At 41.6% G+C, this 25,223-nt stretch carries 40 protein-coding genes; 8 read left to right on the forward strand and 32 right to left on the reverse strand.

Annotation, left to right across the window (positions count from 1 at the left end; all coding sequences use genetic code 11):
• Positions 1-10: 10 nt before the first annotated feature.
• The 4 genes from QUB10_RS08205 to QUB10_RS08220 all read left to right on the forward strand — a co-directional run bounded on the left by QUB10_RS08205 (position 11) and on the right by QUB10_RS08220 (position 3,914).
• Positions 11-877 carry a hypothetical protein gene (locus tag QUB10_RS08205; RefSeq protein WP_333201150.1) on the forward strand — a complete coding sequence of 289 codons (867 nt, stop codon included), beginning with the start codon at positions 11-13 and terminating at the stop codon, positions 875-877.
• 231 nt (positions 878-1,108) lie between these two features.
• Entirely contained in the window at positions 1,109-1,537 is a 429-nt protein-coding gene (locus QUB10_RS08210) for a hypothetical protein (protein ID WP_333201151.1), read from the forward strand.
• Positions 1,538-1,706: 169 nt separating this feature from the next.
• Positions 1,707-3,584 (forward strand): hypothetical protein, encoded by a 1,878-nt coding sequence (locus QUB10_RS08215; protein WP_333201153.1) that lies wholly within the window; start codon positions 1,707-1,709, stop codon positions 3,582-3,584.
• 78 nt (positions 3,585-3,662) lie between these two features.
• Positions 3,663-3,914, forward strand: a complete 252-nt coding sequence (locus tag QUB10_RS08220; protein WP_333201155.1) for a hypothetical protein — start codon at positions 3,663-3,665, stop codon at positions 3,912-3,914.
• A 105-nt stretch (positions 3,915-4,019) separates the two neighbouring features.
• Here the strand turns inward: QUB10_RS08220 and QUB10_RS08225 are convergent, their stop codons facing one another.
• The 31 genes from QUB10_RS08225 to QUB10_RS08375 all read right to left on the reverse strand — a co-directional run bounded on the left by QUB10_RS08225 (position 4,020) and on the right by QUB10_RS08375 (position 21,029).
• Positions 4,020-4,274: a hypothetical protein gene (locus tag QUB10_RS08225; RefSeq protein ID WP_333201156.1), complete on the reverse strand. Its 255-nt coding sequence runs from the start codon at positions 4,272-4,274 to the stop codon at positions 4,020-4,022.
• A 25-nt stretch (positions 4,275-4,299) separates the two neighbouring features.
• On the reverse strand, positions 4,300-4,617 hold the full coding sequence (locus QUB10_RS08230; protein WP_333152896.1) for a hypothetical protein: 318 nt from the start codon (positions 4,615-4,617) through the stop codon (positions 4,300-4,302).
• A gap of 11 nt (positions 4,618-4,628) precedes the next feature.
• Positions 4,629-5,246, reverse strand: a complete 618-nt coding sequence (locus QUB10_RS08235) for a hypothetical protein (RefSeq protein WP_333201158.1) — start codon at positions 5,244-5,246, stop codon at positions 4,629-4,631.
• Positions 5,247-5,309: 63 nt separating this feature from the next.
• The gene (locus QUB10_RS08240; RefSeq protein ID WP_333201160.1) at positions 5,310-5,837 is read right to left on the reverse strand and encodes a thermonuclease family protein; all 528 of its coding nucleotides are present in this window, start codon (positions 5,835-5,837) and stop codon (positions 5,310-5,312) included.
• A gap of 103 nt (positions 5,838-5,940) precedes the next feature.
• On the reverse strand, positions 5,941-6,987 hold the full coding sequence (locus tag QUB10_RS08245) for a hypothetical protein (RefSeq protein ID WP_333201161.1): 1,047 nt from the start codon (positions 6,985-6,987) through the stop codon (positions 5,941-5,943).
• Positions 6,988-7,409: 422 nt separating this feature from the next.
• On the reverse strand, positions 7,410-7,649 hold the full coding sequence (locus QUB10_RS08250) for a hypothetical protein (RefSeq protein ID WP_333201163.1): 240 nt from the start codon (positions 7,647-7,649) through the stop codon (positions 7,410-7,412).
• A 131-nt stretch (positions 7,650-7,780) separates the two neighbouring features.
• The gene (locus tag QUB10_RS08255) at positions 7,781-8,737 is read right to left on the reverse strand and encodes a DUF5131 family protein (RefSeq protein ID WP_333201164.1); all 957 of its coding nucleotides are present in this window, start codon (positions 8,735-8,737) and stop codon (positions 7,781-7,783) included.
• A gap of 69 nt (positions 8,738-8,806) precedes the next feature.
• The gene (locus QUB10_RS08260) at positions 8,807-9,532 is read right to left on the reverse strand and encodes a hypothetical protein (RefSeq protein ID WP_333201166.1); all 726 of its coding nucleotides are present in this window, start codon (positions 9,530-9,532) and stop codon (positions 8,807-8,809) included.
• 202 nt (positions 9,533-9,734) lie between these two features.
• The gene (locus QUB10_RS08265; RefSeq protein WP_333201167.1) at positions 9,735-10,214 is read right to left on the reverse strand and encodes a hypothetical protein; all 480 of its coding nucleotides are present in this window, start codon (positions 10,212-10,214) and stop codon (positions 9,735-9,737) included.
• 86 nt (positions 10,215-10,300) lie between these two features.
• A complete protein-coding gene (locus QUB10_RS08270) occupies positions 10,301-10,777 on the reverse strand; it encodes a hypothetical protein (RefSeq protein WP_333152863.1) in 477 nt (158 codons plus the stop codon).
• 114 nt (positions 10,778-10,891) lie between these two features.
• Positions 10,892-11,404: a hypothetical protein gene (locus QUB10_RS08275; protein WP_333152861.1), complete on the reverse strand. Its 513-nt coding sequence runs from the start codon at positions 11,402-11,404 to the stop codon at positions 10,892-10,894.
• An 81-nt stretch (positions 11,405-11,485) separates the two neighbouring features.
• Positions 11,486-11,755 (reverse strand): hypothetical protein, encoded by a 270-nt coding sequence (locus tag QUB10_RS08280; RefSeq protein ID WP_333152859.1) that lies wholly within the window; start codon positions 11,753-11,755, stop codon positions 11,486-11,488.
• A gap of 138 nt (positions 11,756-11,893) precedes the next feature.
• Positions 11,894-12,112 carry a hypothetical protein gene (locus QUB10_RS08285; RefSeq protein ID WP_333152857.1) on the reverse strand — a complete coding sequence of 73 codons (219 nt, stop codon included), beginning with the start codon at positions 12,110-12,112 and terminating at the stop codon, positions 11,894-11,896.
• A 122-nt stretch (positions 12,113-12,234) separates the two neighbouring features.
• Positions 12,235-12,468 carry a hypothetical protein gene (locus tag QUB10_RS08290; protein ID WP_333152855.1) on the reverse strand — a complete coding sequence of 78 codons (234 nt, stop codon included), beginning with the start codon at positions 12,466-12,468 and terminating at the stop codon, positions 12,235-12,237.
• Between the two features lie 4 nt (positions 12,469-12,472).
• On the reverse strand, positions 12,473-13,069 hold the full coding sequence (locus QUB10_RS08295; protein WP_333201169.1) for an SLOG family protein: 597 nt from the start codon (positions 13,067-13,069) through the stop codon (positions 12,473-12,475).
• A gap of 43 nt (positions 13,070-13,112) precedes the next feature.
• A complete protein-coding gene (locus QUB10_RS08300) occupies positions 13,113-13,466 on the reverse strand; it encodes a DUF4326 domain-containing protein (RefSeq protein WP_333152851.1) in 354 nt (117 codons plus the stop codon).
• 68 nt (positions 13,467-13,534) lie between these two features.
• The gene (locus QUB10_RS08305) at positions 13,535-14,137 is read right to left on the reverse strand and encodes an alpha-ketoglutarate-dependent dioxygenase AlkB (protein ID WP_333201171.1); all 603 of its coding nucleotides are present in this window, start codon (positions 14,135-14,137) and stop codon (positions 13,535-13,537) included.
• Positions 14,138-14,275: 138 nt separating this feature from the next.
• The gene (locus QUB10_RS08310) at positions 14,276-14,785 is read right to left on the reverse strand and encodes a hypothetical protein (RefSeq protein ID WP_333201173.1); all 510 of its coding nucleotides are present in this window, start codon (positions 14,783-14,785) and stop codon (positions 14,276-14,278) included.
• Positions 14,786-14,952: 167 nt separating this feature from the next.
• Positions 14,953-15,246, reverse strand: coding sequence for a hypothetical protein (locus tag QUB10_RS08315; protein ID WP_333201175.1), 294 nt, complete (start codon positions 15,244-15,246; stop codon positions 14,953-14,955).
• A gap of 203 nt (positions 15,247-15,449) precedes the next feature.
• Positions 15,450-15,824 (reverse strand): hypothetical protein, encoded by a 375-nt coding sequence (locus QUB10_RS08320; protein ID WP_333201177.1) that lies wholly within the window; start codon positions 15,822-15,824, stop codon positions 15,450-15,452.
• Positions 15,825-15,996: 172 nt separating this feature from the next.
• Entirely contained in the window at positions 15,997-16,440 is a 444-nt protein-coding gene (locus QUB10_RS08325; RefSeq protein ID WP_333201179.1) for a hypothetical protein, read from the reverse strand.
• A 210-nt stretch (positions 16,441-16,650) separates the two neighbouring features.
• Complete coding sequence (locus QUB10_RS08330; protein ID WP_333201181.1) at positions 16,651-16,944, reverse strand: hypothetical protein; 294 nt, start codon at positions 16,942-16,944, stop codon at positions 16,651-16,653.
• 17 nt (positions 16,945-16,961) lie between these two features.
• On the reverse strand, positions 16,962-17,246 hold the full coding sequence (locus tag QUB10_RS08335; RefSeq protein ID WP_333176289.1) for a hypothetical protein: 285 nt from the start codon (positions 17,244-17,246) through the stop codon (positions 16,962-16,964).
• A gap of 5 nt (positions 17,247-17,251) precedes the next feature.
• On the reverse strand, positions 17,252-17,641 hold the full coding sequence (locus QUB10_RS08340) for a hypothetical protein (protein ID WP_333201183.1): 390 nt from the start codon (positions 17,639-17,641) through the stop codon (positions 17,252-17,254).
• A 91-nt stretch (positions 17,642-17,732) separates the two neighbouring features.
• Positions 17,733-18,098 carry a hypothetical protein gene (locus QUB10_RS08345; protein ID WP_333201185.1) on the reverse strand — a complete coding sequence of 122 codons (366 nt, stop codon included), beginning with the start codon at positions 18,096-18,098 and terminating at the stop codon, positions 17,733-17,735.
• A gap of 62 nt (positions 18,099-18,160) precedes the next feature.
• Entirely contained in the window at positions 18,161-18,574 is a 414-nt protein-coding gene (locus tag QUB10_RS08350) for a hypothetical protein (RefSeq protein ID WP_333201187.1), read from the reverse strand.
• Between the two features lie 180 nt (positions 18,575-18,754).
• Positions 18,755-19,102: a hypothetical protein gene (locus QUB10_RS08355; protein ID WP_333201189.1), complete on the reverse strand. Its 348-nt coding sequence runs from the start codon at positions 19,100-19,102 to the stop codon at positions 18,755-18,757.
• A gap of 74 nt (positions 19,103-19,176) precedes the next feature.
• Complete coding sequence (locus tag QUB10_RS08360; RefSeq protein ID WP_333201192.1) at positions 19,177-19,860, reverse strand: hypothetical protein; 684 nt, start codon at positions 19,858-19,860, stop codon at positions 19,177-19,179.
• A gap of 268 nt (positions 19,861-20,128) precedes the next feature.
• Positions 20,129-20,281 carry a hypothetical protein gene (locus QUB10_RS08365; protein ID WP_333201194.1) on the reverse strand — a complete coding sequence of 51 codons (153 nt, stop codon included), beginning with the start codon at positions 20,279-20,281 and terminating at the stop codon, positions 20,129-20,131.
• 92 nt (positions 20,282-20,373) lie between these two features.
• On the reverse strand, positions 20,374-20,559 hold the full coding sequence (locus QUB10_RS08370; RefSeq protein ID WP_333201196.1) for a hypothetical protein: 186 nt from the start codon (positions 20,557-20,559) through the stop codon (positions 20,374-20,376).
• A 56-nt stretch (positions 20,560-20,615) separates the two neighbouring features.
• Complete coding sequence (locus QUB10_RS08375; RefSeq protein WP_333152820.1) at positions 20,616-21,029, reverse strand: hypothetical protein; 414 nt, start codon at positions 21,027-21,029, stop codon at positions 20,616-20,618.
• Positions 21,030-21,121: 92 nt separating this feature from the next.
• Between QUB10_RS08375 and QUB10_RS08380 the strand changes: the two genes are divergently transcribed.
• Together QUB10_RS08380 and QUB10_RS08385 are read left to right on the forward strand one after the other, a co-directional pair.
• Positions 21,122-21,955, forward strand: coding sequence for a DNA cytosine methyltransferase (locus tag QUB10_RS08380; RefSeq protein ID WP_333201198.1), 834 nt, complete (start codon positions 21,122-21,124; stop codon positions 21,953-21,955).
• Positions 21,956-21,960: 5 nt separating this feature from the next.
• Positions 21,961-22,683: a hypothetical protein gene (locus tag QUB10_RS08385; protein WP_333201200.1), complete on the forward strand. Its 723-nt coding sequence runs from the start codon at positions 21,961-21,963 to the stop codon at positions 22,681-22,683.
• On the opposite strand, the gene QUB10_RS08390 is transcribed toward QUB10_RS08385, so the two are convergent.
• Complete coding sequence (locus QUB10_RS08390) at positions 22,684-23,178, reverse strand: hypothetical protein (protein ID WP_333201202.1); 495 nt, start codon at positions 23,176-23,178, stop codon at positions 22,684-22,686.
• Between the two features lie 107 nt (positions 23,179-23,285).
• On the opposite strand from QUB10_RS08390, the gene QUB10_RS08395 reads away from it, so the two are divergent.
• Positions 23,286-23,723 carry a ribonuclease H gene (locus tag QUB10_RS08395; RefSeq protein WP_333176308.1) on the forward strand — a complete coding sequence of 146 codons (438 nt, stop codon included), beginning with the start codon at positions 23,286-23,288 and terminating at the stop codon, positions 23,721-23,723.
• 81 nt (positions 23,724-23,804) lie between these two features.
• On the forward strand, positions 23,805-25,223 hold the full coding sequence (locus QUB10_RS08400; RefSeq protein ID WP_333201203.1) for a hypothetical protein: 1,419 nt from the start codon (positions 23,805-23,807) through the stop codon (positions 25,221-25,223).

The raw sequence follows: 25,223 nt of genomic DNA on the forward strand, positions 1-25,223 counted from the left end.
TGGAGGTCTTATGCAAGCAACAATGGAAGAACCGGATGTATTGGTTAAACTTCTCGGAACTTTAGTAGGTGGCGCTCTTGATGAAGACGGGGAGCAAATGTTGGATGATGTTTTTGGCATCACAACTGCTAACTTGAACGAACTCACTCCCCAGGGCTGGGCTGCGATCGGCGATCGGGCAATCCAAGCAAAATGGTTTCTTGACCACATCACCGAAATCAAAGAGAAGTTCAAGTTACTCATTGACGCACAAATCTGTTTCCGTGAGTTCCAAGGCTGGCTGATGGAAGCAGGCTATAAAGGCGCTGAGAAAATCAAGAAAGCTCAAATAGATGTTGCCGTTGCTCGTGCGAAATACGGCGCAACAGTTGAGCAGCAAGATTATCGGCTAACAAAAAATCAGGAACAATTTGCAGCAGAAACAGTACAGGAAAATATTCTTTGGGATAATAGAGTAATTGCAGCGATCGCCAAGAAAGTCGCCGAAGTTGATGCAGCCATTGAAAGGATGCAAGGAAATCCAGAGTTTGCTGCTGACTTAGAAAAATGGAAAGAAGAAGAAACCAATATCTATAAGCAAGCTGCATACGGTTTGAAATTTGGTACTCATGGCTTGAGCCATCCATCTCTCGGCGGTTCGACTTCTTCTCCACTCCAAATTAGTCAGTCCAATTACTCTCAACCTCAATTTGTTTCAGCTCCAGGTTTAGCCACAACACGCTCAGCAACACAACGATCGGCAACAGGCAGAGCGAAGGATTCAATCAATTTGGCGGTTAATTGGTCAGGAGATATCGCAGGCAAAGTTAATGGTGTTGCTTCGCAGATAAATCGTGGTTTCTCAAGATTTACTAATTTTTTCAAAGGTGAAACTTGATTATTTCAAAAGGTCAAGTTTTCAAAGTCGTTAGCTCGATCGATGTTACTAAAGGCATTGCTGCTACGACAAACACAGGTTGGGTAACAACAAATGATCATGAACCGGGGATAAAACTACTCAACAGTTACGGATATCTAGTAGTTGCTGAAACTTCAGCGATACAGAATATCGAAATTTGCCCCAATTGTTGCTTAATGTACGGTCAACCATCCAATAAATGCACCAATCATGTTTTTACAAACTCCACAGTTACCGAAAACGCTTCCTGTGCAGCAACAGCAACAACTGCCATCACAGGATGAATCACTCGTTTACAAGCCGTCATCGCAACTGAAGCGCCTCAAGAATGTCAACAACTGGTTATTTTTGGTAGTGAATTTCTCGATCGGCATCGGCATAGCAAATTTATTCCGGCTCTTTCCGTCACATCTTTTCTTAGGAATCGTGGCGATCGTCATCGGCTCTCTCAGTTTGTTTTTCATGTCGCCAGCCGATCGCTCTTATCTCGGACTCTGGCGGATGGGCGGTGCAGCATTGGCGATCGGAGGCATTCTCTGCTTCTGGGATTTGTATTATCTGCTGACCTGGCAACATGGTTTGGCGATCGTTGCTTTTGTCCTTCTCTCCATGTGGATCATTGGTGCTGGTAGTAAATAGCACTTTCATCCCGGCTGGTACGGCTGTATTCGCTTAATCCCTTGCCGGGATATTTCCAGTCAGCGGGCATCAGTCATCGGGCATCAGTCAGCATCAGTCATCGGGCATCGGTCGGCATCGGGCATTGGATTTTGGGTATTGGGCATCGGGTAGTAAGGGGTAGAAGTCCATGAGTAACAGGGTCACGGTGGGATCATTCTTTGGAGCATTTTGCTGTTTGGGGTTGGCATTGATGCCGCTTCCGTTCGATCGCTGGGTGGGAGTTCGGCAAGCAAGCTCTCTCGCTGCGATCGGCTGCGGATATTTTGGCTGGCACGACAGCCAGAAAAAAAAGGAAAAACTCGAACGGCAAGAGCTTTGGGAATTTGAGCAGCGACTGAAACAGCGGGCGCTTGATGCTGCTGTTAACTCCGCACTCACCGATGTCCTGGTTGAGGAGGTAGTGGTCAAAGAGAAGCTTCGGGCTGATGCCTCAGTTGAGGTCTACAAAGCAGAGACTCAGCAGAATTTTGTCCGGGTCATGGCTCACGATCACCCAGAAATTCTTCAGCATCTTCTCCAAACTTCACAACCCCCAACAACAGAAACAAAAACTGTTTCTGATTCTCACTCAGAAACAGAAACAGATTCCGTTTCTGATTCTGTTGTTGATAGTGTGCCTGGTGGTGTGGCTGGTGGTGTGGCAAAAGAGAAAACAGCAGAAGAGAAAAGAGCGGAGTATATAGCTGCTGCCCGATCGAAGCTGTTGAAATTGATTGAGGAGCATGAAGGAGGATGGATTGGGCAACTGATGCACAAACCCCTCCTAATTTATGGGGATATGGGTAGCTTTAAAAGTTACTTTGCAGCTTTTTTAGCACTGTGCCGGCATTATTTGTATGGTCACAAAATCATTTCGATCGCTGACCCTCACTTTCACCAAAATTATGATGAATGCTGGAAAACTCTGGTTAAGTTAGGCGTTCCCGGCTACGGCGCAAATCAAAACTTTGATGAAGTTGGTCAACAACTTAACGCCATGTACGATCGATTCAAAGTCAGAACTCTAAAGGACGATTGGCTAACTTCTATCTTTGATGAGATGACACAATATGGCTTTGAAGAAGGTACGGCGGAACCTGCCAGCAAATTAACCAGAAAAGTTGTTGGCGACCCTCGCAAAGGTAAAGAAGCGCCTATCTTTATTGCTCACAATGATACTAATGCTGCTTTTGGCGGGGGTGATGGTTTCAGTAAATCTGTCAATTCAGGAGTGATTAAACTTCAGTTACGATCGGACAGTAAATATCAACCACTCTTCAAAGGCACTATTTCTGGTATCAAAGATGAAGAGGGAGAGTGCATCAAAGATTTAGCCGTTTCCATCGCTCCTTATTGGATACGTCCTGAATGGGTTTATGACTTATTTAATGGCTTTAGTTCAGAGTCGGACAATCAAGTTATTAGTAATTCAGAAGTTGACCAGAAACCTGATCTAAACCTTAGTTTGCAAAATACAAAAGTTGAACTACAATATGAAGCACAATCTGAAACACAACCTGAAATAGAATCGGACATAGACAAACTAAATCGGGCATTAAATCAGTCAGTATCGTGGGATTATTGGTTAGCCGAATCAACGACTGAAGAACTCGATCGACAAATAGAATTACATCGATCGCAAGCCAGCCAAAAGTCAGATAATTTACCAGATAATTCAGCCGATAACTCAAGTGAAGAATTATCACCTGATAATAACCTTATCACAGGCAATATAACTCCAAAACTTTTACCCAGAGAGGATTATCCAGTAATTTGGGATGCGGAAGATTTCGCAAGATTACTGCCAAATGAGTCAGAAACAGCAGTTTTTGAGCGCATTTTGGAATTATCTGATAAATATAAAAGTCCCAGCAAACTCATACAAATGGGTTTGGGTTTTACCCAAGGAAGGAAGAAGCCTCGAAGTTATTCAGATGTAGGTAAAAAGTGTTTTTATTACATAGTAATGAAATATGGCACACCTTCACTGATTGCTCGATATAAGGATTACTTGGAAAAGAAGTAAGTCCAATTAATTCTCAATTAATCCTCAATTAATTGTTTATCGATCGTTCATCAATCAAACAAAACTAGGAGAGAGAAAATGCGTAAACCTACACCAACCGAATCAGTATTTTTGGCAGGGACATTAACAGCATCAATATTAACAACTCTTGAAGTTGTACCAGGGATAATAGATAAATTAAAAGAACAAGCACACCAAGCAAGTGAAGAACGGAAACGGACAAAAGCAGTAAATCCAGCAGACACTTTTACCGCTGGACTAATCATAGGTTTGGTTGGTGGAGCCGTTGCAACAACAAAGGTTATATCGGATAAAATTAATAATCCATAATAACCAAAAAGTAAATCTCATAGTAAAATCATTTTAAGTTGTGATTATACTATGAGATTTATGAATCAGTTAGCAATTTTCTTGCTGGGTGTGTTAGTGGGATTACTAATCGTATTTTTCCTGTTTCAGTTCATTGAATAATTCATTGGGTTCGTTATCTCGTCTGAGTTGAGGAATGCGAGGCGGTTTATTACTAAAAAAGCCCCAAGCAATTAATGCAAGACCAGCAATAAGTTGACCATCTTCGTTACTAATCCGTTTGGAGGCTACAAGAAGTTCTGCGATACCTGCAACAGCTCCCAAAATAGTTGAAATAGTATCTAATTGGTATTGAGTTGGTTCTCTAAATCTTAGTTTCATTGTTCCTATGAGTGAGCTAAAATGATTAGTCTGTATCTTCAAATTCATTCTCGATCGTTTCAATGATGTTACAAGAAGGAATGTCTAATTTTTGTTCAATATTATCAATTCGGCATTCCAAAGTAATCGATCGAAGTCTATTTGTATCTTGCCAACGGCGGATTTTATAACCGATAGCAATCTGGTCATTCTCTTGTTTTTTAGTTAAGTCATAAGTGAATAAATCAATTCTATGAACTAACTTATCCTTGATTTGTCGAGAAGCGAGCCAGAAAATATAGGTTGAAACGATAGCTGTAACACCGATCGAACTAGCAATGTAATCAAGAGTTTCTTGTTTCATTTTTCCATAGATTACAGTTTATTGCCCGGAATAATAGTTGTTGTGAATACAAAATTTGTATCAGCAATATATCGCGGGTCTGCTGTAACTCTCCGCATAAAGTTTTCATGTCCTGAGATAGTTCTACCAACTAGACAGCCAGCGGACGCTGTGTGAATATCATTCACCGGATGTCCCCAACCGTGATGTTGATTGATGCCAAAATAACCTTCATCGATCGCATCTCCGGTTCGCATCATGTCCCGATTCCAATCCCGGTGCACTTTGACAAGTCCGACCTGGACAAGAGCTTCGTGAGGGTCAGAGTAGCCGTGGAGTCCGACTTGCCAAGCCCGATACTGTCCAAAGGCAATTCTGGCGGCTCCTTTGGGGTTCATGGGATTGTCAGTGTAGTAATACCCAGGTTCCGTCGTGGCTTCCCAAATACCTTCGATGACGGGTTGGAACTTGTCATTGAACGCAATAATTATCCTGACATCATTGAAGTAATTGGGTCGATCGTCATTTTCCGTTCCATCAGTGTTTGCCCCTTCTACATAGATTATGTTTTTCTCCGATCGACCTCGCGAAATTTCATAATTTTGCTGTTCCATATACTCAATAATTCTTTCGGCAAATGTTCTACTCATTTCACTTTCCTCCTCTTAGGTGTAATTAAATGTACTGTGTCAAACCCTTACACTGTTTGAGTGCTAGAGTGATAACTTCTTAAATTCATAGGGCAAAATCATGTTGGCTTCTTTCCACAATCCGACTCTTTTCCTATTTGCTGTCGCTGCACCCGCTATTATCGATCGCAACACTGTCGTTTCTCTCACGTTGTATATATGACGATTGAAAGGCAAGCGAGAAGCGGCTAAACCAGATTGAGCGAGTTTGACTTGGACATTGCTAGAGACAAGTAGATTGTCCAGGTAAACATCACAAACCCATCTTTGGTATTGATCTAGCTCATAGGGAATAGCAATTAGCGCTCGGTTTTGAAGCAGATTCCTTAGAGCTAATTTGGCTTTTTCTGCCCATTCCCAATGCTTAAGAATCAGCGGGTCAGTGCTAGTTTTACCGGGTTTCTGAGATTCTGGGGTATCAATCCATTGCGATCGACAGATGATAGATTGACTCTCCGTGCCTGTTGCAGAGATTAATTTTAAGTTGAAAGTATCTCCATCGTATACAAACCCTAATTCCGCTTTGTAGACACTTCCTTTAATTATTTCCATCTCACAAAACCCTAAAGCTTTATTTTAAACGAGCTGTAGGGCTTTTTGCCATCAGTAAATTCCGATCAATTTGTAGCTTGTAAGGTGTGTCAGCGCTATCGTTTTAGCAATTTACATATATGGGTTTAATCCATATTCTTTTAGCATTCTTCCATCGTTTACCTTCACCAGCCTCCAAAACTCTCCAGTGTCCGCGTCTCCAGTGTGCAATTGGTGATGGCTGAATTTTCTTTATTTCTGACTTTCCATTTTCTTCTTTTCCTTTTTCAAGAACTTCTTCAAGAGTTTCTAAAGAATCGGAGTGTGGAATAGAAAAACCTTTACCAAGCCAACGAGGAAATCGATCGACAGTTTTGGATTTGTGTAATTTTTCTCCAAATCCTTTAGGAGATGGTAAATCTTTTTTATCTATGTCGCTAACCAGAGAAGGAAGGAATTCAAGAGTCAACAGAATATTGATGACCAGATTCCTTAAACGTTTGATGAGAATTCTATCTTCAGGAGTAAGAGCATCAAGTCCAATATCAGAATTTTCGTCATAAATCAAAGTGTCTCCATTTTCTGACACAGCAGTGCCAGAAGTCCACACAGTTTCATGAGTATCTATTGTAGAATATTGAAAGTATAAAGGATAACTTAGTTTAAACGGATGAATCGAGATATCTCTCCAAGTCGCTGAATTCCATTCAGGATGATTGATATTGTTACAGCTAATGGTCAAGTAATCGATCGACGCTCCGTCGGGTGCATAAATAGCTCCTTTGGGTATGGCTAGCAAAAATGTAGGTAGTGAGGGTTGCCACCCGCACAGGATTCCTGGCTTATGGAGTGCATCTGTTTGGTCGAAAGCTTCAATTAACTCATGAGTTAAACAATACATCGGTGCTTTTTGGGCAAACCAGAGCGCGATTCGGTAGCTTTGGATAAACGCTGAGATGTCTAATGGTGAATATTCCAAATCACAGGTTGTTAATCCAACCGCAATTATTTGGCTCAGCACCTGCCAGCTTATGTATTCTGACGGCATTCGATAATTCACATCTTCTCTTATCCTTGCCAACAGCTCTTTGTTAAGTTTCTCAAACATCAGTAAAGTCTTGTTCCGATTCATCTGCGGTTGTAGTTTCACAAATTTAGTTTTGTTTGGCATAGCAGCACCTCTAACTTTGTGTTATATTATATTGTAATTTAAATTTTTTTGTCGGCATACAGTTACAACAGTTTGATAAAATTTTGTAATAAACTGTAAGAAAATGGAAAGATATTACAAACCGTTGTATAAGCCGAATCAGGTATTTTATGGAACAGGACAGACAGCCATAGTAACAGGCTGGACACTGAAAAGCACAGTAAAAAAGAAACTGAAAGAGGATGAGTATGGAGTGATGGCGTCCCGCCCCGCAAGCTACGGACAGCTTTACTCACCAACACGCGGTATCAACTTTTTAGTTAGAAACTTACTCGGTAATCCACTGCTCTGTTCCTATGAGAAAGACTTTCATAGCTGTAGGATAGAGTTCGGAAACACTACCCGGAGCGCGAAGCTCACTGGTGAACAGACAGAAAGAATGGTTACAAATGTCTAAGAACGTGACCAATTCGATCGTATTTGTTGGTTCGATCGTCGTAAATGCCAAAACCTCTCTGGGAATAGTCATTGCCGAGTGCCGAGATAACGCAATAGTGGCGGTAGTAAGGGAACAACTCTTCACCGAGAACAGGCTCGATATATTCTACTTCGTACAGCATTTTCGCTGTTAATTTTGCTAATTGTTCTTGGCTTTGTTCCAACAATCCGAAAGTATGTGGCATTTTTCAATTTAAGAAGGTTGCCACCCAACAGCGAAGCATTATTCAGAATCACGACCGTCAGGTTAGTTCACCAAATCAAAGGAAGGATGCAGATGTGAAACCTGCATCCGTAAAGAAAAGTCAAACTAAATCTAGAAAACTGGATGTTGTCTGAATCTTAACTCTGGTGGAAATTCGTTGATATCGGTATGGTCTTTAACCTTGACCGAGTAATTCGTCATTGCAACACCATCAATGTAGGGAGAACTATCGATCGGATTTGAGCCAAGCTGTTTAACACTGACTGGAACCCCAGCTAGTTCACATTGTTGAACGATCGAGCGCAACCAATCCAGATGACAGGGACGGGCATCGCTGCGTTTTTGGGCTGATTCTCCGCCACAAATAACCCAATTTACCATCGGTTTTCCAATTCGATGATCGCCTCGAAACTCGCAGGTCTGGCAGCCGACACAAATACCGAGATATTTTCGCAAATCGACCCGTTCTAATAATGGTTCACAGCTAATGAACCGGATGTGGGCTGCTGTATTTCTTACATCAAGGATGCGATCGGCTACTTCCTGGTTTTCGACACTGGTTCCAATCCAAAGATTCTTGAGCGGAAATTGCAGATTATCAAAGTATTCTCGAAGAAGTGGCAGCGGCCGCCATAGTCGTTTGGGAATTTTGTCTTCCTTCCAAAAATGTTTTGCTGCTTCGTAGAGACAATCGCTAGTGAGATTTTTGATGTAGTGCTTTATCGCTTTCGGTCGCTTGCTTAATATTTGAAATTGATGTTCGCTTGCGATCGACATTACTGCAAAAATTTGGTCAAGCTCATCTCGTTTGACATTATGATGTCCGGGGTCACTCATTGAAGGGAAAACTAGCTGAGGATTTTTCCATCCAAATGGTTTGAGTAATGCAGACGGAACAAAGACGATTGTACCGTCCCATTTAGCAGCTTCTTGATATTGGGGGAATTGTTGCAGTCTCGCTGATTGAGCCAGCATTTTTGCATAACATCTGTCGCAACCAGGACTAATTTGTTCGCAACCAACGATTGGATTCCACGTCTCATTCGTCCAGGAAATCTTAGTAGGCATAATTTTCTCCTTGATTAGTTGGTTTGACTGAATTAAAAAAAGCTGGGGATTTCTCCCCAACTTTCAGAATTATTTACCTTTGAGCTGCTTAGTCTCTGTTACTGGAACAGCAATGTCTGCAACTGGAGCTGTTGCACCGCCCAAACACATCTGCTGATTTTCAACTAAGCGAGGGTCGCTACAGTAATCAATCCCGGATTGTTTCATCTCATAAATCTGACGGACAACTTTCAGAGCTGCCTCGTCGAGAGCGCAGGAAGGAGGACGTAGGGTGGTTGCCACATAGTAAAATGGCCCATGTTTTCCCTCTGTGAGGGTCAATTGGAATCGGAAAATATTGGAGAAATAAGCTTCCGAAGCTTTGCTCCTCGCATATTCGTTGTGGTCGCCCTGCATCCCCTCCTCAACCCAGGAATTGAAAGCCGATCGACTGAACACTTCTATCAAACCCTTCATCCTGTCCTGAGACTGGCGATGAATCAAGAAAGTTGAGAGTTCACTGCATTTCTCATGGAAGAAGGTTTTCATCTCACCTGCGACTGGGATACCCCAGACTTCGGTAAATTGCTCATTGATGTAATGAGGTTCAAATGTCAGCGTTTTGCTATCGATCGCACACACCGCCATTTCTACAAAGTCGCCACGGGTTAAACCCGCTTTTTCTGCTTTACTGACATTCATGCCTTTGGTATCGCCTGTTACAAAACAACCGAAATCTTTACCGCAAGATGCGCGATATCGGCTAGCGATACCAGGAATTCTGAATGCAAATCCGTTCATCATTATTACGTTCATGATTTTAGTCCTGAGTAAGTGTTTGAGATGAGTTTCTGTTTCTGTTTTTGTTTTTGTTTCTGTTTTTACCAATGGTAAAAAAGAATCAAAACCTTAAAGCGAAGCACTACGATCGCTTTGAATCTATCTATTAACTTTACCGCAGTTTCCCATTGCTTTCCCATTGCTTTCAACACTGGCAAAGCAATGGGAAACTGTCAAGTTAAATGACTATTTGGTTCAATCTTTCATCTTGGCAGAAATCTATTGCAGAGTGGAGGATATCCTCAGCAGCTTCTAAAGCATACTTTTCGTTAACATTGACAGGATTGCGAGGAAAAGCGTTTACCATGAAGCCTTTCCCTACATCAGTCTTAAATGGAACAAAACCTAATTCATAAATGTTGCCAGGTTCGTAGCTTGCGGGCGCGGAGCGCATCGGTAGGAAATCACGCTTTACTGTGACGAAAGTTGAAAGCGTTCCCCCAGAATCATTAAGGACAAATCCCCATATTTCTGTTATTGGCAATCGAGCAAGTACCGAATCGATCGTCAAAGTTAGATGATTTATCTTTATGATTGCCATATTCAGCGAAGGAAATTCTTGACCTTCTAAAACAAAGTAACCTTTGACTCGATTTTCTTTGTAGCGGACAAATGGCTCTACCTGGAAACTGGATTCATTGATTCTGATTATTGTCATTGTACAAATACCTTAGAATTGAATTTTCGTCGAATCAATAACCTAAAGCGAAGCATTTTAATGAATACTATCGCTTTAGGTTTATTTTAGCGTTTTAGGTAGTGAACATAAACCGCTAACCCTGGCACTTTATGCTCCGTTTTCTTAATGGCGATCGCCCTTTGTTTCCGTAACGTTTCTAAGTACACAGAAGTGAGAAACGCTTCATGTTTTGCTTCTGCTTCTGTCAGCATTTCTTGCAAATCATTAATGTAAGCTTGGCTAGTTTTGATGGCGGTTGCATTCGATCGACACAGTTTCTCGTATTCGCGATTGATGTCTTCATCCAATCGGGTAACGCTAAGGTTTTTGTCATCGTACCGAGTTCGGAGCTGGACAACGATTTTGGCATTGTTATCGTTATAGACAACGTTTTTGCGAGAGTTTTCAGATTCCATAATCTCGAAAGCTTCGATAATCGCATCAGGTTCGATCGCATCTGATTCAACTTTTAATCTTTCAATTTGATTGCGAATTTCAGCAATCCGTTTCAAATGTGGTGTGGGAATCTGGGGAATATCCATGTTACAATTTTGTCGGTAAATACGGTGGATTCCGTGGACATAGAAACAGAATTGTGGTCTGTTTCTACTGTTTCTATGTCAACGGATTTTTTAACTGTTCTTGGCTACCAGTGACTACCAATCCAGTGCTGCTACGGCTGCTTGTTCAGGAGTGCCCTCAAAAGCATCTTCAAGTTGGGATAGTTGATGGTAAGTAGCAACTAATTCAGTAGCAGCTAACTCAGCATTATATTGAGCACCTTGTTCTTCACAAATAGGTTCCCTGTCGTACTCTTCCTCTGGAAAGAAGGAACCATCAAGCTCAGGTAAATGACGCTCAAAATGTTTAAAATCCCGATGGATAAACCATTCGGGCTGGAGTTCGATCGACTCAAGATGATTCTCAATCCATTTGAGGAAAGCAAACTTAACTTGCTCAGCCGTGAATGGTGCGGAATGTTGGCAATCAAGTGCTTGGAGTCGATCGACAATTTCATCCAGATTAATCAGTTTGCCGATCGCTTCTTCAAGAAGTCTGTCCGAAGCTTTCCAGGGAATCTGTGCATTGAACTCTACAGTTCTCGTATCTGGAATGTCGATGTGTGGTAAACTTGATGTGGAAGAAGTGGAAGATGGTAGAATCGACATAGTTGTTACTTCGATAAAGAATCAGTACCCCAAAGCGAAGCATTCACGAGGGGTACTTTTTGTGGGAATTTCTTCACTTGTTCAGAGTGAAGGTAAATTAATTCGGAAAACCGTAGCTTCAGCTTCAACGACGTTGTAAATATCGTTGCTCATGTGTTCAATTTTGGCTTTAAACCAACGCACAAACGCTAATTTGACATCGGAATCGTTGTCCACCTGACAGTCACAGATGCAGCGAAATTTAAGCGTTTCTACGATCGCATCAATATTGACTATCTTTTCAATTAGTAAAAGATAGTCGATGTCTTCTTCTGACCAAGTTTGCGGTGTCCTTGCTGAGTGGTTTTGCATTTAGAGACATAAACAAAAACAGAACACTCCCTTACAGCGAAGCATTATTTTGTTTTGTTTCTGTTGCTTATGTTGTGGCTGTAGGAGCTAGAGAAAAGCTTAAGAAGTCAGCTTATTCTCTAGCTAAAAAAGTAAAGATTACCACTCAATACGGCTTATCTGTGCCTCGGACATAAATCGACCGTCGCTAAACTCGTAAATCCAGCCAGTGGGAATTACGGGAGCTTCGTCTGGTATATAATGTCTAGAAATGATGTAGCCGTTGATGCTGTATTCTGGGAGTGGGATTGACCATTCGGCTCCAGTATTCCACTCAAGGGAGCGGTAATCTTGGATTTCAGTTTTTTCAATCAACATAAACAATTCTCGGTAAAGTAAACAACACTTCCTCATTGCGAAGCACCTTTACGAGAGACTTTGCTATTCAAATTCCCAGTAACAATAATGCTACCGGGAACAATGTTAATTCTGAATTTCTGTTACTGGGATTGAACCTGAGATTGAGCCTGAGCCAAAGAGTTTAACAGGTAAAGTAAACTGCCAGCACCAACCGCTGTGTAGGTAGTTGGAGTCAGATCGGACGATCGTTTGATGAGATAAATTCCGTCAGAAATTCGTTCGCAAGTTTCGATGTCGCCACGTTCAATGGCAGCATCGGCTAGCTTTTTGATTCGACCGTGGATGTGTTGGGTGATTTTCTTTTTTGATTTCATGTCGCTAAAAAAGGTTTAGTTGTTGATAGGCGGGTTCAATGATTACGAACTCGGATTTAGCTGGGATGTACTGATAAATGAGGAGATTGCGATCGCGTGCCATCTTGAAAGTTGTGGCAGTTCCGCCCCCAACGCCGTGAGGATCGCCGGAGAAAACTGCTAGGCAAATATCCGATCGTTTTACCATCCACTGATTGCGAGCTTGCATAACACCAGGGCTGTACTCGTCATAAAAGCATACTCGTTTAGTTGCCTGATCCAAAAGTTTCTTGTAATGGCTTTGTTGATGCGGTTTCCATAGCTTATGCTGATCAGCGCAAGGAATCACGGCTGTCCATTCGAGTTTACGCCGGACTAAAATCTCTGCTGCAATTTGGTCAGTGCCGAGTGCCATTCCACACAAGAATTTAGTCACACCTTGATTGATTGCCATTGTGATAAGTTTATCGATCGGAATGTTGTAATCAAACCAGCGATGACCCGTAATCATTGCTGTGTTGTACTCTTTTTCGTCAAATGGTTCAGAGAATTTGTACTGAATTTCACGATTCAGAGTTCGATTGACTCGCTGAAGTAACGCTGGAATTTTGCTTGCTGCCATGAGTTGTTACCTTGAAAAAGAATCAACAACTCACAGCGAAGCATTACTTTAGTTTATCTGAAACTATCCAATTAATACACTTAACAACGACATCACCATGACAATCTAATGGCTTGCAGTAACAAATAAGTTTGATTGTTTCTCCATTGTTAACTCTATGGGCGATCGAAAATAATTCCTTGTAAGTGTCATTGGGATTATTGTGACCCATCACTATTCTCTTCCATAGCCATTTTCTGTAAAGTGCTATTACTTCGGCTCGATTTCCGTCTACACCAATTTTGTAAGGATTAGCTAAAGGACTTGATTCTAGTCCGAGAGATTTATTGGCTCTACCAATATAGATTTTATTTTCACCAACAAAACCATGTTGTTTACCGTTCACTACTTCAATCATAAAAACCTCAAATTAGATAAAAAAGCTAATAGAATTGCTGAAGTTATCAGCAGTTCTATTAGCAGTGGCTAGTACACTTGGCGGAAGGTGAGGTTGAGTCTGCCGTGGTTTTTCAGCAAGTTAGAAGTTCCTGGGATTATCTTCTTTACTGCGTGAAAAGCTAGTCGGCTTTTGCCATGCAGGATCAGTGCGTCGCCCGATCGGAGGAGCAGATCCGTTGTTGGATCTTTCCTGTTGTTGCCACCGATGCTGAAGATGCAGTCGTCACCAAGCGAGATCGAAATTATGCAGGGCTTGAGGTTGTGCTCTGTGTTGTCTTGGTGCAAGCCTAGTCTGCTTTTGGTGCTGGCAGCGTAGAAGTTGATCAGGCAGGTTTCGGGCTGGTAGTCAGGCTCGTCTACTAGGATGGCTAGTTTTCGAGCAATCTCGGTTAATTCAGCAGGCATTGCAGCAAAGGGCTTGTTGCTTTCAGGGTTTAGCTTAGAGTAGCGATAGCCTTTGCGATCCGAGATCCAGCCTACTTGTCCGCAGCTAGTTTGGCTGCAATTGTAGCGAGCGCCGTTGGGCATTGTAGGAGTAGTCATCCCACCGTTAATGGCGGCTATGTTTCGAGCAAGTTCAAGGAGTTCTTCCTGTTGGGCGATCGTGAAGTAGTTCTGGAGATGCAGCATTAGTATGAAAAGAATTAGGTCGGCTCTCTATCGCGAAGCGCACCTCACCAATAACTTCCTGGTGCTTTCTGTGTTTACGAAAAGAGTTGGCGGCTTTAAAAAAAAATCCCTAGCTGATGCTAAGGATTTTCTTTTACTTTATTTGCAATCCTTATCAGTTCGGATTACTACTTCGCCAAGATTGCCAGCAGCTCCGCCTCTAACTAAGCAAAATCGCTTTCTAGTCCAGGGGTGGCTAAAGGTTATAGTTCCATGCTGGCCGTAGCTACCACCAATTCCGCTGTTAGTTTCGCTACTCCAGCTAATCAAGGTTGCTCGATCGCTACCAGCTTTACCTGCAATTTTCGCATCAATACCTCTAAAAGTTGATTTGATGTTTATACCGCTGGGTAGTGGAACTTTAGCTCCGCAAATTCCACTTAAGCATTCAGAAATTGCTGGCTGATCACCTGTATAGATTGCTACACTTCGGATTTCGCCATAATTTATAATTGCATCGTATCTGCTTTGCTTGGCTGTTTGAATTAATTGTACATGGGCTGCTGTTACTTTTGCATACCCAATCAATGCTGTTCCACCCAAAAGTGAAATTGCTGCTAATTCACCAGCAATTACGATCGATACCAAAGTTTCAGTTAAATTAGCCATGAGAGCTACCTAAATAAGGGTTAATGAGTTGCAAATTTACAACTCACTCTCTTATCGCGAAGCGCCCTCACCAACAAACTTCTATTGCTCTTTCTCTTAATTTCCAGGCCCCAATATCCATTACAGATACTGAGGCTTTTTCTTTATTTTTCGATCGTCACTGACTATTAAAATTCATCAGTTCTATTGCTGTATTCTTTCTTGTTGACATAATACTCCGATCGAATTTGCAACAATTCTTCAGGGGAATATCCAAGGTTACTAACGAACTTATGAATTTCTGGCAGTAGCATTGAATGGATTTTGTACTCTAGCCATTCAACTTTGAAAATCTCGTACAAATCTAAGCCTTTGAGATCGGTATCATTTTCAGATTTGAACTGTGACCAAGCCATGATACGAATAGCATCTCGCAAGTTAGCAGCTTCTTTCTCTGATTTGGTCAAGATATTGATAGCCATGATAAACCTCTAGGTAAAGTACACAAAATCTAACTCAATCCCTAATAGCGAAGCCATACAAAACGGTTAACTTTTTGGTTGCTTCTTCCTTTAGTAAATTTTATCATTTGATCGGGAAATCAATGCTCGATCGATTGATAAATTGATGACAAATTGATGATAGAAAGTACAAACTCTCTATCATCAATTTAAGCTAAGTCACGCTAGAACGGTTCACTATCGTAGTCTGGTTCCGAAAAAGTATTATTGATATTAGCATTGGCATTACCAACATTGCTATTACCATTTGATGTTCTATTAGATTTGGTAGTTTTCTTGGCATAGTAACTCGATCGAATACCCAGCAATTCTGCCTCGGAAAACTCTAGATTTTTGGCAAAAGCGAGAAGATCCTCATAACCTTTATCATGAATATCTTCGGCTTGCCATTCCTTGTCAAAGACAGCATAACCACCATATTCGAGATTCTTGAGTGCTTCTTTGTTAGTAGCTTTGTATTCTTCCCAGGCAAGAATACGAAGCGCATCAAGCAACAAACTACGCTTTTTGGCAGTTTTGGAAAGAAAAGTAATAGCCATGATGAAATTCCTTTGGTGTAATGTACAGTGATTTTGGAAATAAGCAGAAAGCCTATCTCATTTCCCTATCGCGAAGCGACCCTAACAGAAAAACTACTGTAGGTTCTTTCAATTGAATTGATTGTTGAAAGTAACAAAGGCTGGATAGAATGTGTTTCTATCCAGCCTTTATCTACCAATCGATCGGCTCTACCATTTGCGAGTGGTAGCCTTTGCTCTGGTTCAGAGTCCAGAGTACGAGGGAGAAGCGCTCAGGGGTCAGGATTCGTGGGACTGAGTGAGTAAGCTTGCAGTTAAATTCGCAGATATCGCCATCATTGAGTTTATGAAGTTTGCCATCGATCGCAAATTCAGCTTCGCCAAGGTTTATGCTTACTGCTTTGGGCATTGCGTAGCCGTGATCTTTGTGAGGTCGGATTAAGCCGCTGCTGCCTCCTCTCAAAGAGCCGTGGTAGGTGAGTAAGCCTATGTTGCTGCCGGGGTAGATTCGTTGGCTAAAGTTGTAGAGTCGATCGTCAAAGTAAGCTGCTTTTACTTTGCCGTTGCCTAGATGTACTTCGTTGAAAAGCCAAAGCTCTAATCGCCGAGTGGTCAGCGTCGAGTGGCTAGTCTTCATTAGCTCTACTAAGCTACGACAATAATCGCGAAAAAGCTCAAGGTTAGGGATCTGTTTCTTTAATCGTTTCATGCTAGTTACCAGTAAGGATCATTTCCTTATCGCGAAGCCCTCGCCGATAACTCCCGCTCTGGTTCTTCTCTTTCTATCGACTCTGAAACATACTGAGGATGGAAAGCGAAACTCTCCATCATCCATCTAGGTTAATCGTTAATCATCAACAAAAGTTTCTGATGGATAAGGTTGAGCTAACGAATAATAACATTCTCTGATGGTTAACAGTTGTTCAACAGAGAAACCTCTTTCGATTGCTAGTTCTGTGAGTTCACTCAAATCCATCAATCGAATCTTACTGCGTGTCCAGCGAGTGTAGAAATTGGTGTAACGTTGGTCTAATTTTCCTTGGAGTAGGAGATGACTTTCAAAGACTTGCCATGCCAGCACACGGAAGGCATCACGTAGGCGTAGAGTTGTCTGTTCTGTTTCTGAATCAATCTGAATCATGGTAGTAGTAGAGTAAGTTAGTTTTCTGTTTCTGTTGGCATTTCTGTTAGTGATTGACTATGGACTAAAGCTTGGATATTAAAGCCTTTCTCCATGAGATACCAAACAGTCTGATAGTAATCCATTGAATGAATCTGATGAATTGGCCAACGTTGATTAAACTCGGCTTCACTCATCTTGCCTTCGTAATGTTGCCAAGCCAAGGATTTGAAAGCCAACTTTAGCTTTTTAGTGATTTCCGATTTCTCACGTTCGGATTCAAAAACTTGTCGTTCCCGTTCTTCACGTTCAGTTAGAGACATCTTTGTTAATCCTGTTGTGGGAAAAGTTCATTGAAAAGTTTGAACAGACTTTCTTTGTTTTCGATCGATACCTTCAGTGCGTAAGGAAACAGCGGATCATTTTCGGTAACAAACTTAGATTTGTTAGGGAAATTAGATGCGGGAAATGCTACTTGAAGAGAGGTTGCTCTAGGAGTAAGAATCAGTTGATATCTTTTATCCCGTTTGTATTTGTAGCCGACATATTGTTCTGTGTAGCATCGCACTAAATGACTATTCTTTACCAACCAAGTCTCTGCGATCGAAAACAAAGTTGTTCCACCATGAATTGTTTTGATGTCGCTAGAAATCAGTTGAGGCACACCGTCAATTACTTCAAATCGTTGAATCACATCGTACACTATTTTGTCAGTCATTTGAATTCCTTGTGTTAATGAACAGGATTGTGTAAGTTTCTCTTCATCTGTTTTCATGGATGAAAAGAAACTTACAGATAGCTAGAGATAGCTACCTTTTCTTACAGCGAATTACTTCAGCAACAAACTCAGGACTTAACCCACGGACTTTGATTTCAAATGGAAAAGCGCTAACACGTTTGGATTTTCTCGGTTCGGCTTCTTTCTTCAGTGTGTAACCGCCAACTGTAGCTACCAAGTTTAGATATGTAGTAGCCTCGGTTTTCGATCGAATCCCTATGTACGTGATAAACGATTCAAATCCTGAAGCAGCATCCGGCATTTCTTCCCAATTGAATTGATTATTGGTGGTGCCGACAATCGTGATTCGATCGCTCAATTTTACTACAACGTAACTGCCGTGCGGTGATGTTTCGATAACTTCACCTTCAATGCCTGCGAAATTGACCTTTTCCATGATTCAGTTTCTCACTAAATAAATAACTCAACACTTCAAAGCGAAGCAAAACAGTAACAACCTTAGAAACAGTTTCTTGATTTTGTTTCCTTGATTGCTAGTGTTTTGGATTCTCTGTCTGTTGTTGTAGCAAGAACAGGATATAGAACAAACGACTTGAAACGGGCTTGATGTTGAATTCTGTGCTGATTACCGATCCAATTAAACACCTTTTTGATATACTTAATCCGAAGATGTTGAAGATTGATGGAACCTTGCGAATATTCTTGCCACAATCCTTGCTGTTGAAGGTGCAGACACAAATAGAAAGCGTAATCTGGTAAAACTAAAACTGGACATTTGATGCCTGTGAGGTAAGGCTGAAATTCCTTAACTGGTTCCCCTAACTTATGTGTGCTACCTTTATTTATCAGCCAGAAATCCGCTTCGGGGAAATTGTTTTTCACAATCCAGTCAAACAGTGATACGTTTTCCATTTCGTTTTGGGAATAACATCCCTTCCCCAAAACGAAGTATTTTTATCTCTCTTTCTTCAATTTAACTCTCACATCTATAGCCTATGGGTACCTATATGTACCTGTACATAACGCACATGAGCATCACATAAGAAAAGCCAGAAACAGAAACGGGAGATGTTTCTATTTCTGACTTAAAAGTTAGATGGCGCTATAGATTTCCCAGGACAGAAGTTTTTCTGTAGTTCCTTGTTCAGTTTCAACAATATACTCAAAATACTGAGCAATGGTTACTGAAAGTACGATCGATTTAACTGTAACTACCCCGCAAACTGTCACATAACGGCTACCGACATGGATGCGGTCGCGGTTGACACATAACGGGAGTTCGCAAGAGAAATGATATTCCTTCCTACCATCTACGAAAACATAGACACCGCCTCGCCAAACCAAATTCTGGCTAACCGACAAATCAAACTGAGACTGGTCAGGGCGGGAAATCTGTGCAACTATCTTCTTACCTGTTGGTGTAACGGTAATTAAACTCATATCAAAACTCCCTGTGGCAGAATGTGGGCATAACTCACGTCCTTACCGCAAAGCGTTTTTTGTTACCGTTTCTGTTACGCTCCCTGTTTTGTTTCTGTTACTGCTTTTGTTTCTGAGGGTTGAGAGTTTTTCCAGGGTGCAAAGATTTCGGTATCCTGGAAAAGCTCTTGAGGACTGATGGTAGAGTTAGGACGTTTGAGGATGCCTTTATCTCGATAAACTTGTTGCTCATCCAAAACATACGCAACAAGTTCGCTACAAATCCATTTATCAGGGTTATCAAGCAGGTTGCCTAACAGTTCCTCAAACTTTCCGGTGAGCAGTCGATCAAGCACTCGACCAGGAAAACTGCCTGAAAGTGCTTGGGTTAAGATGGCTCCAAAATCGTACTTTTTGCCGACTTCGAGACTGGCTTTGTGTGCGATCGCATTACCTACCGCATCGTTGAAAAGTATGGGTTTGCGGAAGAAGATTTGACAGTTAGGGTCATTGAAGTATTTGCTTAAGGTGCAAACTTTGACTGTGTTATTTATCTTGTCTGCTTCTATACATTCATCCTCATCGGTGACAATCAGAGTATGAGTTGTGTGGATATCACTGATGGTATCCCAACCTGTAAAATAAGCGATACCGATCGATGTTAAATCCGTTCCTTTGTTGAGAAATCCTATGTACCCAGTTTTATAATTTACTTCATAATCTGGGGCTAACTCTGTTACTTTAATTGCGGGTTTGTCAGCAGATTTCGTTGTAAACATGAAGGCTATACTCTAACTAAGTTAGTTAAAGTATAGCAGTTTTTAACTGTTGATTATGTTCCCTATCTTCTACTCACATCGTAAGGAAAAGGCTGATTAGATTAATTTGAATTCAGACATAATTCTCCTTGATATTACGTTAAGGTTTGATGTTGCGGTATAATAGCGATGACAGCTTCTTACCTCCATATTTAATTCTGGTATCGCTGACAACCCTCGGCTTCTTACCAGGAAAGAAATTAATCAATTTCCTGGTACAGCCGAAATTCTAATTTAGAATCTGATTTGCCACATAATCAACGCATCTGGCGATAAGTTCAGCATGGGAACGATCGGAAATATAAATCAGCTTTAGCCGACCGTTATCTCGGTAAGCATGAGCTAATTCCATAATCGTAGACGTAAGCCGGGGCGTAGCCATCGAAAGATATCTGAATCAGGGACTAAATTAGGCTCATAGAAACCTTTTAATCTGACCTTGAAATATCTGGGTAAATGCTTGTGAATTTGTTCCTATAGCAGTTGCCGATATTCCTCAACAGAAAACTTGCCTCGCCAAAGCGGAGAATTGTCTAGTTGGTCATACTGATCGGTTAGACCTTCACTGACATTGAAAACTTCACGGTCAATATCGATCGCAAACTTAACTTTTTCAGTCGTGAATTTGTCGAAATCAAACTTTTCTACGGCAATAGTCATAATAGTTACAAGTGACAAGTCACTTCCTTACCGCGAAGCGACCCTCACCCGCAACTTCAACTACCTCCTATTCTGATGATTTTAGTTTTGTTTCCAGTTCGATGGCGCGTTCGCGCCCCGCAAGCTACGATATTGTCTTTGGTTCCGCGACTGATGCCGTCCCAGAGGGCTAAACCGTAATCGCAAACTGCACACATTGCTTTGTCCCGATCTACATAACTGCCTGGAACTCCAACCGTCTGAAATCCAGTAACGTTTCTTGGTTTCCCGTTTCCCGACCAGAGAGCGAAATAGACCTGAACATTTAGATAATTGCTGTTGCGGAGATATTCTTGAACTAGCTTATCAACTCCTGACGCATCACCTAGAATTATGGAAAACTTAAGCTCCATTATGCGGTTGAGAGATGCCACTCCAGGGCCGATATCTTTGATTAAGCGACTGCCAGAAATCATTACAATTTTAGTCATACTTTTGCCTCAAAACTACTTCCCAAACACGAAGTGAAAATGATAAAATTAAAATAAAGTCACTAATATAAAACTGAAATGCGTTGATTTGTATGCAAGCGATTAGTTTATTTTCAGGAATTGGAGGATTTGAACTAGCAGCACAATTAGTCTTTGGCGATGGATATCAAACATTTCAATTTGTCGAAATTAATCCTTATGCTCAAAAAGTCCTCCAATCCCACTTCCCTAATATCCCCATCTGGTCAGATATCAAAACGTATCATCCACCCAAACTCAGACAACTCGGCTTTCCTACGATCGTCATTGGCGGTTTTCCTTGCACAAATACATCAAACGCAGGAAAGAAACAAGGATTGGGAGGCACTGAATCAAAATTGTGGTGGGAAATGTACAGAGTCATCGTTGAAGCCCAGCCAGATTTTGTCATTATTGAAAACCCAAAAGGAGTCATTTATAGAGGCTTGCGAACAATCTTGGGAGCCTTGCAAATGGCTGGATTTGACACAGAAGTTGAAATCGTCAGCGCGTCGGAGTGCGGTGCGCCTCACGAGAGACAAAGAGTATTTGTCATTGCCTACCCCAACGACTTTGGCCTCCAGCAGCGGGAAGGGTGGACGCGCTGGTTTGAACAAATTGGAAAGCACATTACGATCGCAAGGTCGTTTACCCATTACCCAGAAACTGAACCCAGAGCTGTGTCTTTGGATGATGGCGTTTCCGACTACTTGGCTGGAGTGCATTACGAAAACTGGTGGCGTTACAATCCCCCGCCAACCAACCCAGGAGTAGAACCGCGAACCCCTGGACGAGCAGAAGCCGTGAGTCTTGTCGGTAGGTCGATCGTTCCAATTCAAGCTGCTGTTCCTCTCATGCGTCTTCAGTTTCTGGCTTCTTTACTTTGCAACCAACATATTCGGAGATAAAACTAATGGGTAAAAACAAGAGAAAGATGAATCCGAAAGACCGACTGTTTCTGGAGATGAGCTATGGTCGGACACTCAATCTACAGTGTGTCATTGACAAATCATATCATAGTGATGGTCATGGCGTTTATCTACAAATAGATAGAGGAAAGCAAAAGCAACATCGGCTAATCTCTGTTCATGCCAAAATCCTTGATGCGTGGAGAATTGCTTTGAATGGAAACTCGCTGTTAGAAAAGTCCCGTTTCAGTTACTCAAAAACTAACGATGAAATTACTCAAGAGTTTATCCATAATTTAGTCGAAACTTATGGTGATTATGAGTCTGATGATGCTCAGTACATACCAAAGGGTGATAAAGAGGTTCTTCTTCCGTGGCTGTTGTGTGGTGGGAAACCGGACGATGAGAATATCCCTGAAGGAATCACGATCGAAGTCATTAACCCGCCTGTGACCAAAAAGTGGAAGATTTATCATCGGGAATGCAGCCATCCTGATTATGCTAATGGGATGTATGCGATTGGCACTTCAGACACGGATGTTTTGCTGATTCCAGACACGGAAATGGTAGTGATTAGCAATGCCTACATCCTGGCTGCTTATGTGGCAGATTACTTGAATGATATCGATCACAGCGAGAGGTATTTAGCTCAGACAGAACTCGATCGACTTTATGCAGAGGCACAAAGCATTTTCTCGGTTTCTATCCAAAATGTTAATCTCAACTAATCACAAAGATAAAACCTGCTGAAATTCTTTGAGAACATATCTCAGAAACTTAGGATTTCGATTAAGAATTTCTAAGAACCTCTCAGGGAGACAAGTAAATCCTTGCCGAGTCAACTCCTCAACTAGAGAAAACACAGCATATCCAAAGTAAAAGAGTTTAGGGGCTATGTCACCTTCTGGCGTAAATCCTTCAGTCGATATGAACGAATTGGCTTTATTATCGAGATACTGAACCACATAGAGAGTCCCGCCAGCACTCAGTTCTAGGGATTCTCTTTTGTTTTCTTTCAGGTTTCCGTTGGGTCGAGAGAGTCTAAAGTCATAATACATTTCCCTAGTTAGATTCTTGATGTGTTCTAACTGTTGGGCTAGTCTTAGATTTTCGGCCTTTATCTGTAAATTCTGTATTAACAGTTCCGAGTTGTCGATCAATAATCCCGAATTAGCGACTGATAAACGTGCATATTCTCTCAATAAATCTGTGTATTCTGACATACTAATTTCGTAATTTATTTGCTATATTATACCAAATCATAAGTAACAACTGTTCAGAATAAACTGCTTCGCTAGGGGGTTTTGATGTCTATCTTTGTGAAAGTCTTATGGTTGCCGTACAAAATTCCACACAAACTCCAACAAAACCTGTAGTAAACATCCATTGCGATGGTGCTTGTTCAGGAAATCCAGGGCCCGGTGGCTGGGCTGCAATTCTCACAATTCCAGGTAAGCCAAATATAAAAGCAATTAGTGGTAAATCTGACACAACTACTACTAACAATCGCATGGAATTAACAGCAGCAATCGAAGGCTTAAAAGCTCTCAAGAAACCTTGCAAAGTTACACTGTTCTCGGATTCAACTTACGTCATTCATACAATGACAAAAAGTTGGAAGCGTAACGCAAACCAGGATTTGTGGGAAGAAATCGACAAGTTAGCAGAAGTTCATGAGGTAACATGGCTGTGGCTGTCGCGGAATTCAACTTCTGAGTTGAGTGAGTGCGATCGATTAGCCAAAGAACAAGTCATCAATTCACCTTAAAATCTCTCAAAAAGCATCTTTGGCAGTGCTTAATGTAGTGCTAAAGATGCTAAAATAGAGTCATTTGTAGTGGACAAAACCATGAGTCAATTTGATTATCTGCAACAACAACTGGCTAACAGTGTATGGGCAGGAAAGGAAATATTAAAAGTAGCGGATGTAGTGAATGAGGGGGTGGCGAGAGGAAAAGAGTGGTACTTTAGTCTGCCTCAAATCCAATTTATAATGAACACTCCAGTAATGGGAGGAATCAAAGGTTTACTAACGGCATCTCAAGATATAGGAGACACGGTACAGGATTGCTGCTTAGTATTTCTGGAAACGGTGAATGGAGTTAACCGTGCCTACAACAGCAAAGCATTCACGAACTTAGCAGGGAAAGGTCAGCAAGAATTATCAAGTCTCCTTCCGAGTACAAGACAGCGACTGATTTATGAAGCATCGGTGAGTGCGTACAACGAATCGCTGAATTTACCAGAGTTATCAGTAAAAATTGCAACGATCGAAGCTGAAATTCGAGCAATTCAATCAGGTGGACAACCAGCAGAAGAACAACTAAATACATGGAAAACTGAAGCAATTAGTAGAGTAGAGCAACTTAAAGCTGAGATTTTAGCAACGATCGAATCACTGACCGGGAATCCACGCCGGAACGCTCGCACACGTATCCGACGGGCCGAAGCGGGGCGCATCGCTATGACAACAGGCACAATTCCTAACATCATTGCTCACAATCCATACACCATCACCTCCCTCTACAATCACTCCATCAGTTCCATTTACCGTCATCCACCCGTGTTGAACACTGCATTAGTGCCGATCGCAGTGGGCGGTGCAGCTACGATTACAGGAGCAGTCGGTGTGCTTACCAGTATAGCAAGTTGGTTACTCAGTAGCTTTTTCTTGAAATCGTTCAATATTCCCGCAGTTTTGTTACCAGCTTTGACGAATACAGTGGTGTCGATCGTACTCAAATTATCAGGAAGTGCTGGCGGTGCTGAAGCAGTTCGTTATTTTGCAGCATCGGCTCTGAAAGCTGGAGCAAGTCTGTTACCTAAGATTTTCGGAGTGACAGGAATGCAAGCAAGCGGATGGGCATATCTGATGGCTTGGGCTTTGCCTATAATTGGAGCTGCCGTCATCATTACTACCGCCATGAGAAATCGAACTGATCTCGCAGAATTCCTTTATGTTTTTGCTGATATTGGGAATGCAGAACCAAGAAAATTTAACTTGTCCGTAGCTCATATGTATGACACGAATCAAGTTGAAATTCTTGAACAGTTAAAAACCTTAGCAAAATCATTGATAGAAAGAGCTGTTGTGCCGATCGAAAGTATCATTGGAGTCGGCTTAAACAGCAAAAGAGAATATATCATTGCCTATGATTTGATGCTCCCAGATAATCCAGTCCTGATTCCTAAAGACGACATTCAAGCTAGGTTAGGGACGGATAAAGCTGCTAGAATAACATCAGGAAAATTCTTTTTTACTGATTGA

It is taken from the genome of Microcoleus sp. B5-D4 (assembly GCF_036705145.1).
GTDB lineage: Bacteria > Cyanobacteriota > Cyanobacteriia > Cyanobacteriales > Microcoleaceae > Microcoleus.

What these genes read in the sequence shown, in the direction of transcription:
- QUB10_RS08205 (WP_333201150.1), top strand. Translation starts at nt 11, where the DNA reads ATGCAAGCAACAATGGAAGAACCGGATGTATTGGTTAAACTTCTCGGA.
- QUB10_RS08210 (WP_333201151.1), top strand. Translation starts at nt 1,109, where the DNA reads ATGTTTTTACAAACTCCACAGTTACCGAAAACGCTTCCTGTGCAGCAA.
- QUB10_RS08215 (WP_333201153.1), top strand. Translation starts at nt 1,707, where the DNA reads ATGAGTAACAGGGTCACGGTGGGATCATTCTTTGGAGCATTTTGCTGT.
- QUB10_RS08220 (WP_333201155.1), top strand. Translation starts at nt 3,663, where the DNA reads ATGCGTAAACCTACACCAACCGAATCAGTATTTTTGGCAGGGACATTA.
- QUB10_RS08225 (WP_333201156.1), bottom strand. Translation starts at nt 4,274, where the DNA reads ATGAAACTAAGATTTAGAGAACCAACTCAATACCAATTAGATACTATT.
- QUB10_RS08230 (WP_333152896.1), bottom strand. Translation starts at nt 4,617, where the DNA reads ATGAAACAAGAAACTCTTGATTACATTGCTAGTTCGATCGGTGTTACA.
- QUB10_RS08235 (WP_333201158.1), bottom strand. Translation starts at nt 5,246, where the DNA reads ATGAGTAGAACATTTGCCGAAAGAATTATTGAGTATATGGAACAGCAA.
- QUB10_RS08240 (WP_333201160.1), bottom strand. Translation starts at nt 5,837, where the DNA reads ATGGAAATAATTAAAGGAAGTGTCTACAAAGCGGAATTAGGGTTTGTA.
- QUB10_RS08245 (WP_333201161.1), bottom strand. Translation starts at nt 6,987, where the DNA reads ATGCCAAACAAAACTAAATTTGTGAAACTACAACCGCAGATGAATCGG.
- QUB10_RS08250 (WP_333201163.1), bottom strand. Translation starts at nt 7,649, where the DNA reads ATGCCACATACTTTCGGATTGTTGGAACAAAGCCAAGAACAATTAGCA.
- QUB10_RS08255 (WP_333201164.1), bottom strand. Translation starts at nt 8,737, where the DNA reads ATGCCTACTAAGATTTCCTGGACGAATGAGACGTGGAATCCAATCGTT.
- QUB10_RS08260 (WP_333201166.1), bottom strand. Translation starts at nt 9,532, where the DNA reads ATGAACGTAATAATGATGAACGGATTTGCATTCAGAATTCCTGGTATC.
- QUB10_RS08265 (WP_333201167.1), bottom strand. Translation starts at nt 10,214, where the DNA reads ATGACAATAATCAGAATCAATGAATCCAGTTTCCAGGTAGAGCCATTT.
- QUB10_RS08270 (WP_333152863.1), bottom strand. Translation starts at nt 10,777, where the DNA reads ATGGATATTCCCCAGATTCCCACACCACATTTGAAACGGATTGCTGAA.
- QUB10_RS08275 (WP_333152861.1), bottom strand. Translation starts at nt 11,404, where the DNA reads ATGTCGATTCTACCATCTTCCACTTCTTCCACATCAAGTTTACCACAC.
- QUB10_RS08280 (WP_333152859.1), bottom strand. Translation starts at nt 11,755, where the DNA reads ATGCAAAACCACTCAGCAAGGACACCGCAAACTTGGTCAGAAGAAGAC.
- QUB10_RS08285 (WP_333152857.1), bottom strand. Translation starts at nt 12,112, where the DNA reads ATGTTGATTGAAAAAACTGAAATCCAAGATTACCGCTCCCTTGAGTGG.
- QUB10_RS08290 (WP_333152855.1), bottom strand. Translation starts at nt 12,468, where the DNA reads ATGAAATCAAAAAAGAAAATCACCCAACACATCCACGGTCGAATCAAA.
- QUB10_RS08295 (WP_333201169.1), bottom strand. Translation starts at nt 13,069, where the DNA reads ATGGCAGCAAGCAAAATTCCAGCGTTACTTCAGCGAGTCAATCGAACT.
- QUB10_RS08300 (WP_333152851.1), bottom strand. Translation starts at nt 13,466, where the DNA reads ATGATTGAAGTAGTGAACGGTAAACAACATGGTTTTGTTGGTGAAAAT.
- QUB10_RS08305 (WP_333201171.1), bottom strand. Translation starts at nt 14,137, where the DNA reads ATGCTGCATCTCCAGAACTACTTCACGATCGCCCAACAGGAAGAACTC.
- QUB10_RS08310 (WP_333201173.1), bottom strand. Translation starts at nt 14,785, where the DNA reads ATGGCTAATTTAACTGAAACTTTGGTATCGATCGTAATTGCTGGTGAA.
- QUB10_RS08315 (WP_333201175.1), bottom strand. Translation starts at nt 15,246, where the DNA reads ATGGCTATCAATATCTTGACCAAATCAGAGAAAGAAGCTGCTAACTTG.
- QUB10_RS08320 (WP_333201177.1), bottom strand. Translation starts at nt 15,824, where the DNA reads ATGGCTATTACTTTTCTTTCCAAAACTGCCAAAAAGCGTAGTTTGTTG.
- QUB10_RS08325 (WP_333201179.1), bottom strand. Translation starts at nt 16,440, where the DNA reads ATGAAGACTAGCCACTCGACGCTGACCACTCGGCGATTAGAGCTTTGG.
- QUB10_RS08330 (WP_333201181.1), bottom strand. Translation starts at nt 16,944, where the DNA reads ATGATTCAGATTGATTCAGAAACAGAACAGACAACTCTACGCCTACGT.
- QUB10_RS08335 (WP_333176289.1), bottom strand. Translation starts at nt 17,246, where the DNA reads ATGTCTCTAACTGAACGTGAAGAACGGGAACGACAAGTTTTTGAATCC.
- QUB10_RS08340 (WP_333201183.1), bottom strand. Translation starts at nt 17,641, where the DNA reads ATGACTGACAAAATAGTGTACGATGTGATTCAACGATTTGAAGTAATT.
- QUB10_RS08345 (WP_333201185.1), bottom strand. Translation starts at nt 18,098, where the DNA reads ATGGAAAAGGTCAATTTCGCAGGCATTGAAGGTGAAGTTATCGAAACA.
- QUB10_RS08350 (WP_333201187.1), bottom strand. Translation starts at nt 18,574, where the DNA reads ATGGAAAACGTATCACTGTTTGACTGGATTGTGAAAAACAATTTCCCC.
- QUB10_RS08355 (WP_333201189.1), bottom strand. Translation starts at nt 19,102, where the DNA reads ATGAGTTTAATTACCGTTACACCAACAGGTAAGAAGATAGTTGCACAG.
- QUB10_RS08360 (WP_333201192.1), bottom strand. Translation starts at nt 19,860, where the DNA reads ATGTTTACAACGAAATCTGCTGACAAACCCGCAATTAAAGTAACAGAG.
- QUB10_RS08365 (WP_333201194.1), bottom strand. Translation starts at nt 20,281, where the DNA reads ATGGCTACGCCCCGGCTTACGTCTACGATTATGGAATTAGCTCATGCT.
- QUB10_RS08370 (WP_333201196.1), bottom strand. Translation starts at nt 20,559, where the DNA reads ATGACTATTGCCGTAGAAAAGTTTGATTTCGACAAATTCACGACTGAA.
- QUB10_RS08375 (WP_333152820.1), bottom strand. Translation starts at nt 21,029, where the DNA reads ATGACTAAAATTGTAATGATTTCTGGCAGTCGCTTAATCAAAGATATC.
- QUB10_RS08380 (WP_333201198.1), top strand. Translation starts at nt 21,122, where the DNA reads ATGCAAGCGATTAGTTTATTTTCAGGAATTGGAGGATTTGAACTAGCA.
- QUB10_RS08385 (WP_333201200.1), top strand. Translation starts at nt 21,961, where the DNA reads ATGGGTAAAAACAAGAGAAAGATGAATCCGAAAGACCGACTGTTTCTG.
- QUB10_RS08390 (WP_333201202.1), bottom strand. Translation starts at nt 23,178, where the DNA reads ATGTCAGAATACACAGATTTATTGAGAGAATATGCACGTTTATCAGTC.
- QUB10_RS08395 (WP_333176308.1), top strand. Translation starts at nt 23,286, where the DNA reads ATGGTTGCCGTACAAAATTCCACACAAACTCCAACAAAACCTGTAGTA.
- QUB10_RS08400 (WP_333201203.1), top strand. Translation starts at nt 23,805, where the DNA reads ATGAGTCAATTTGATTATCTGCAACAACAACTGGCTAACAGTGTATGG.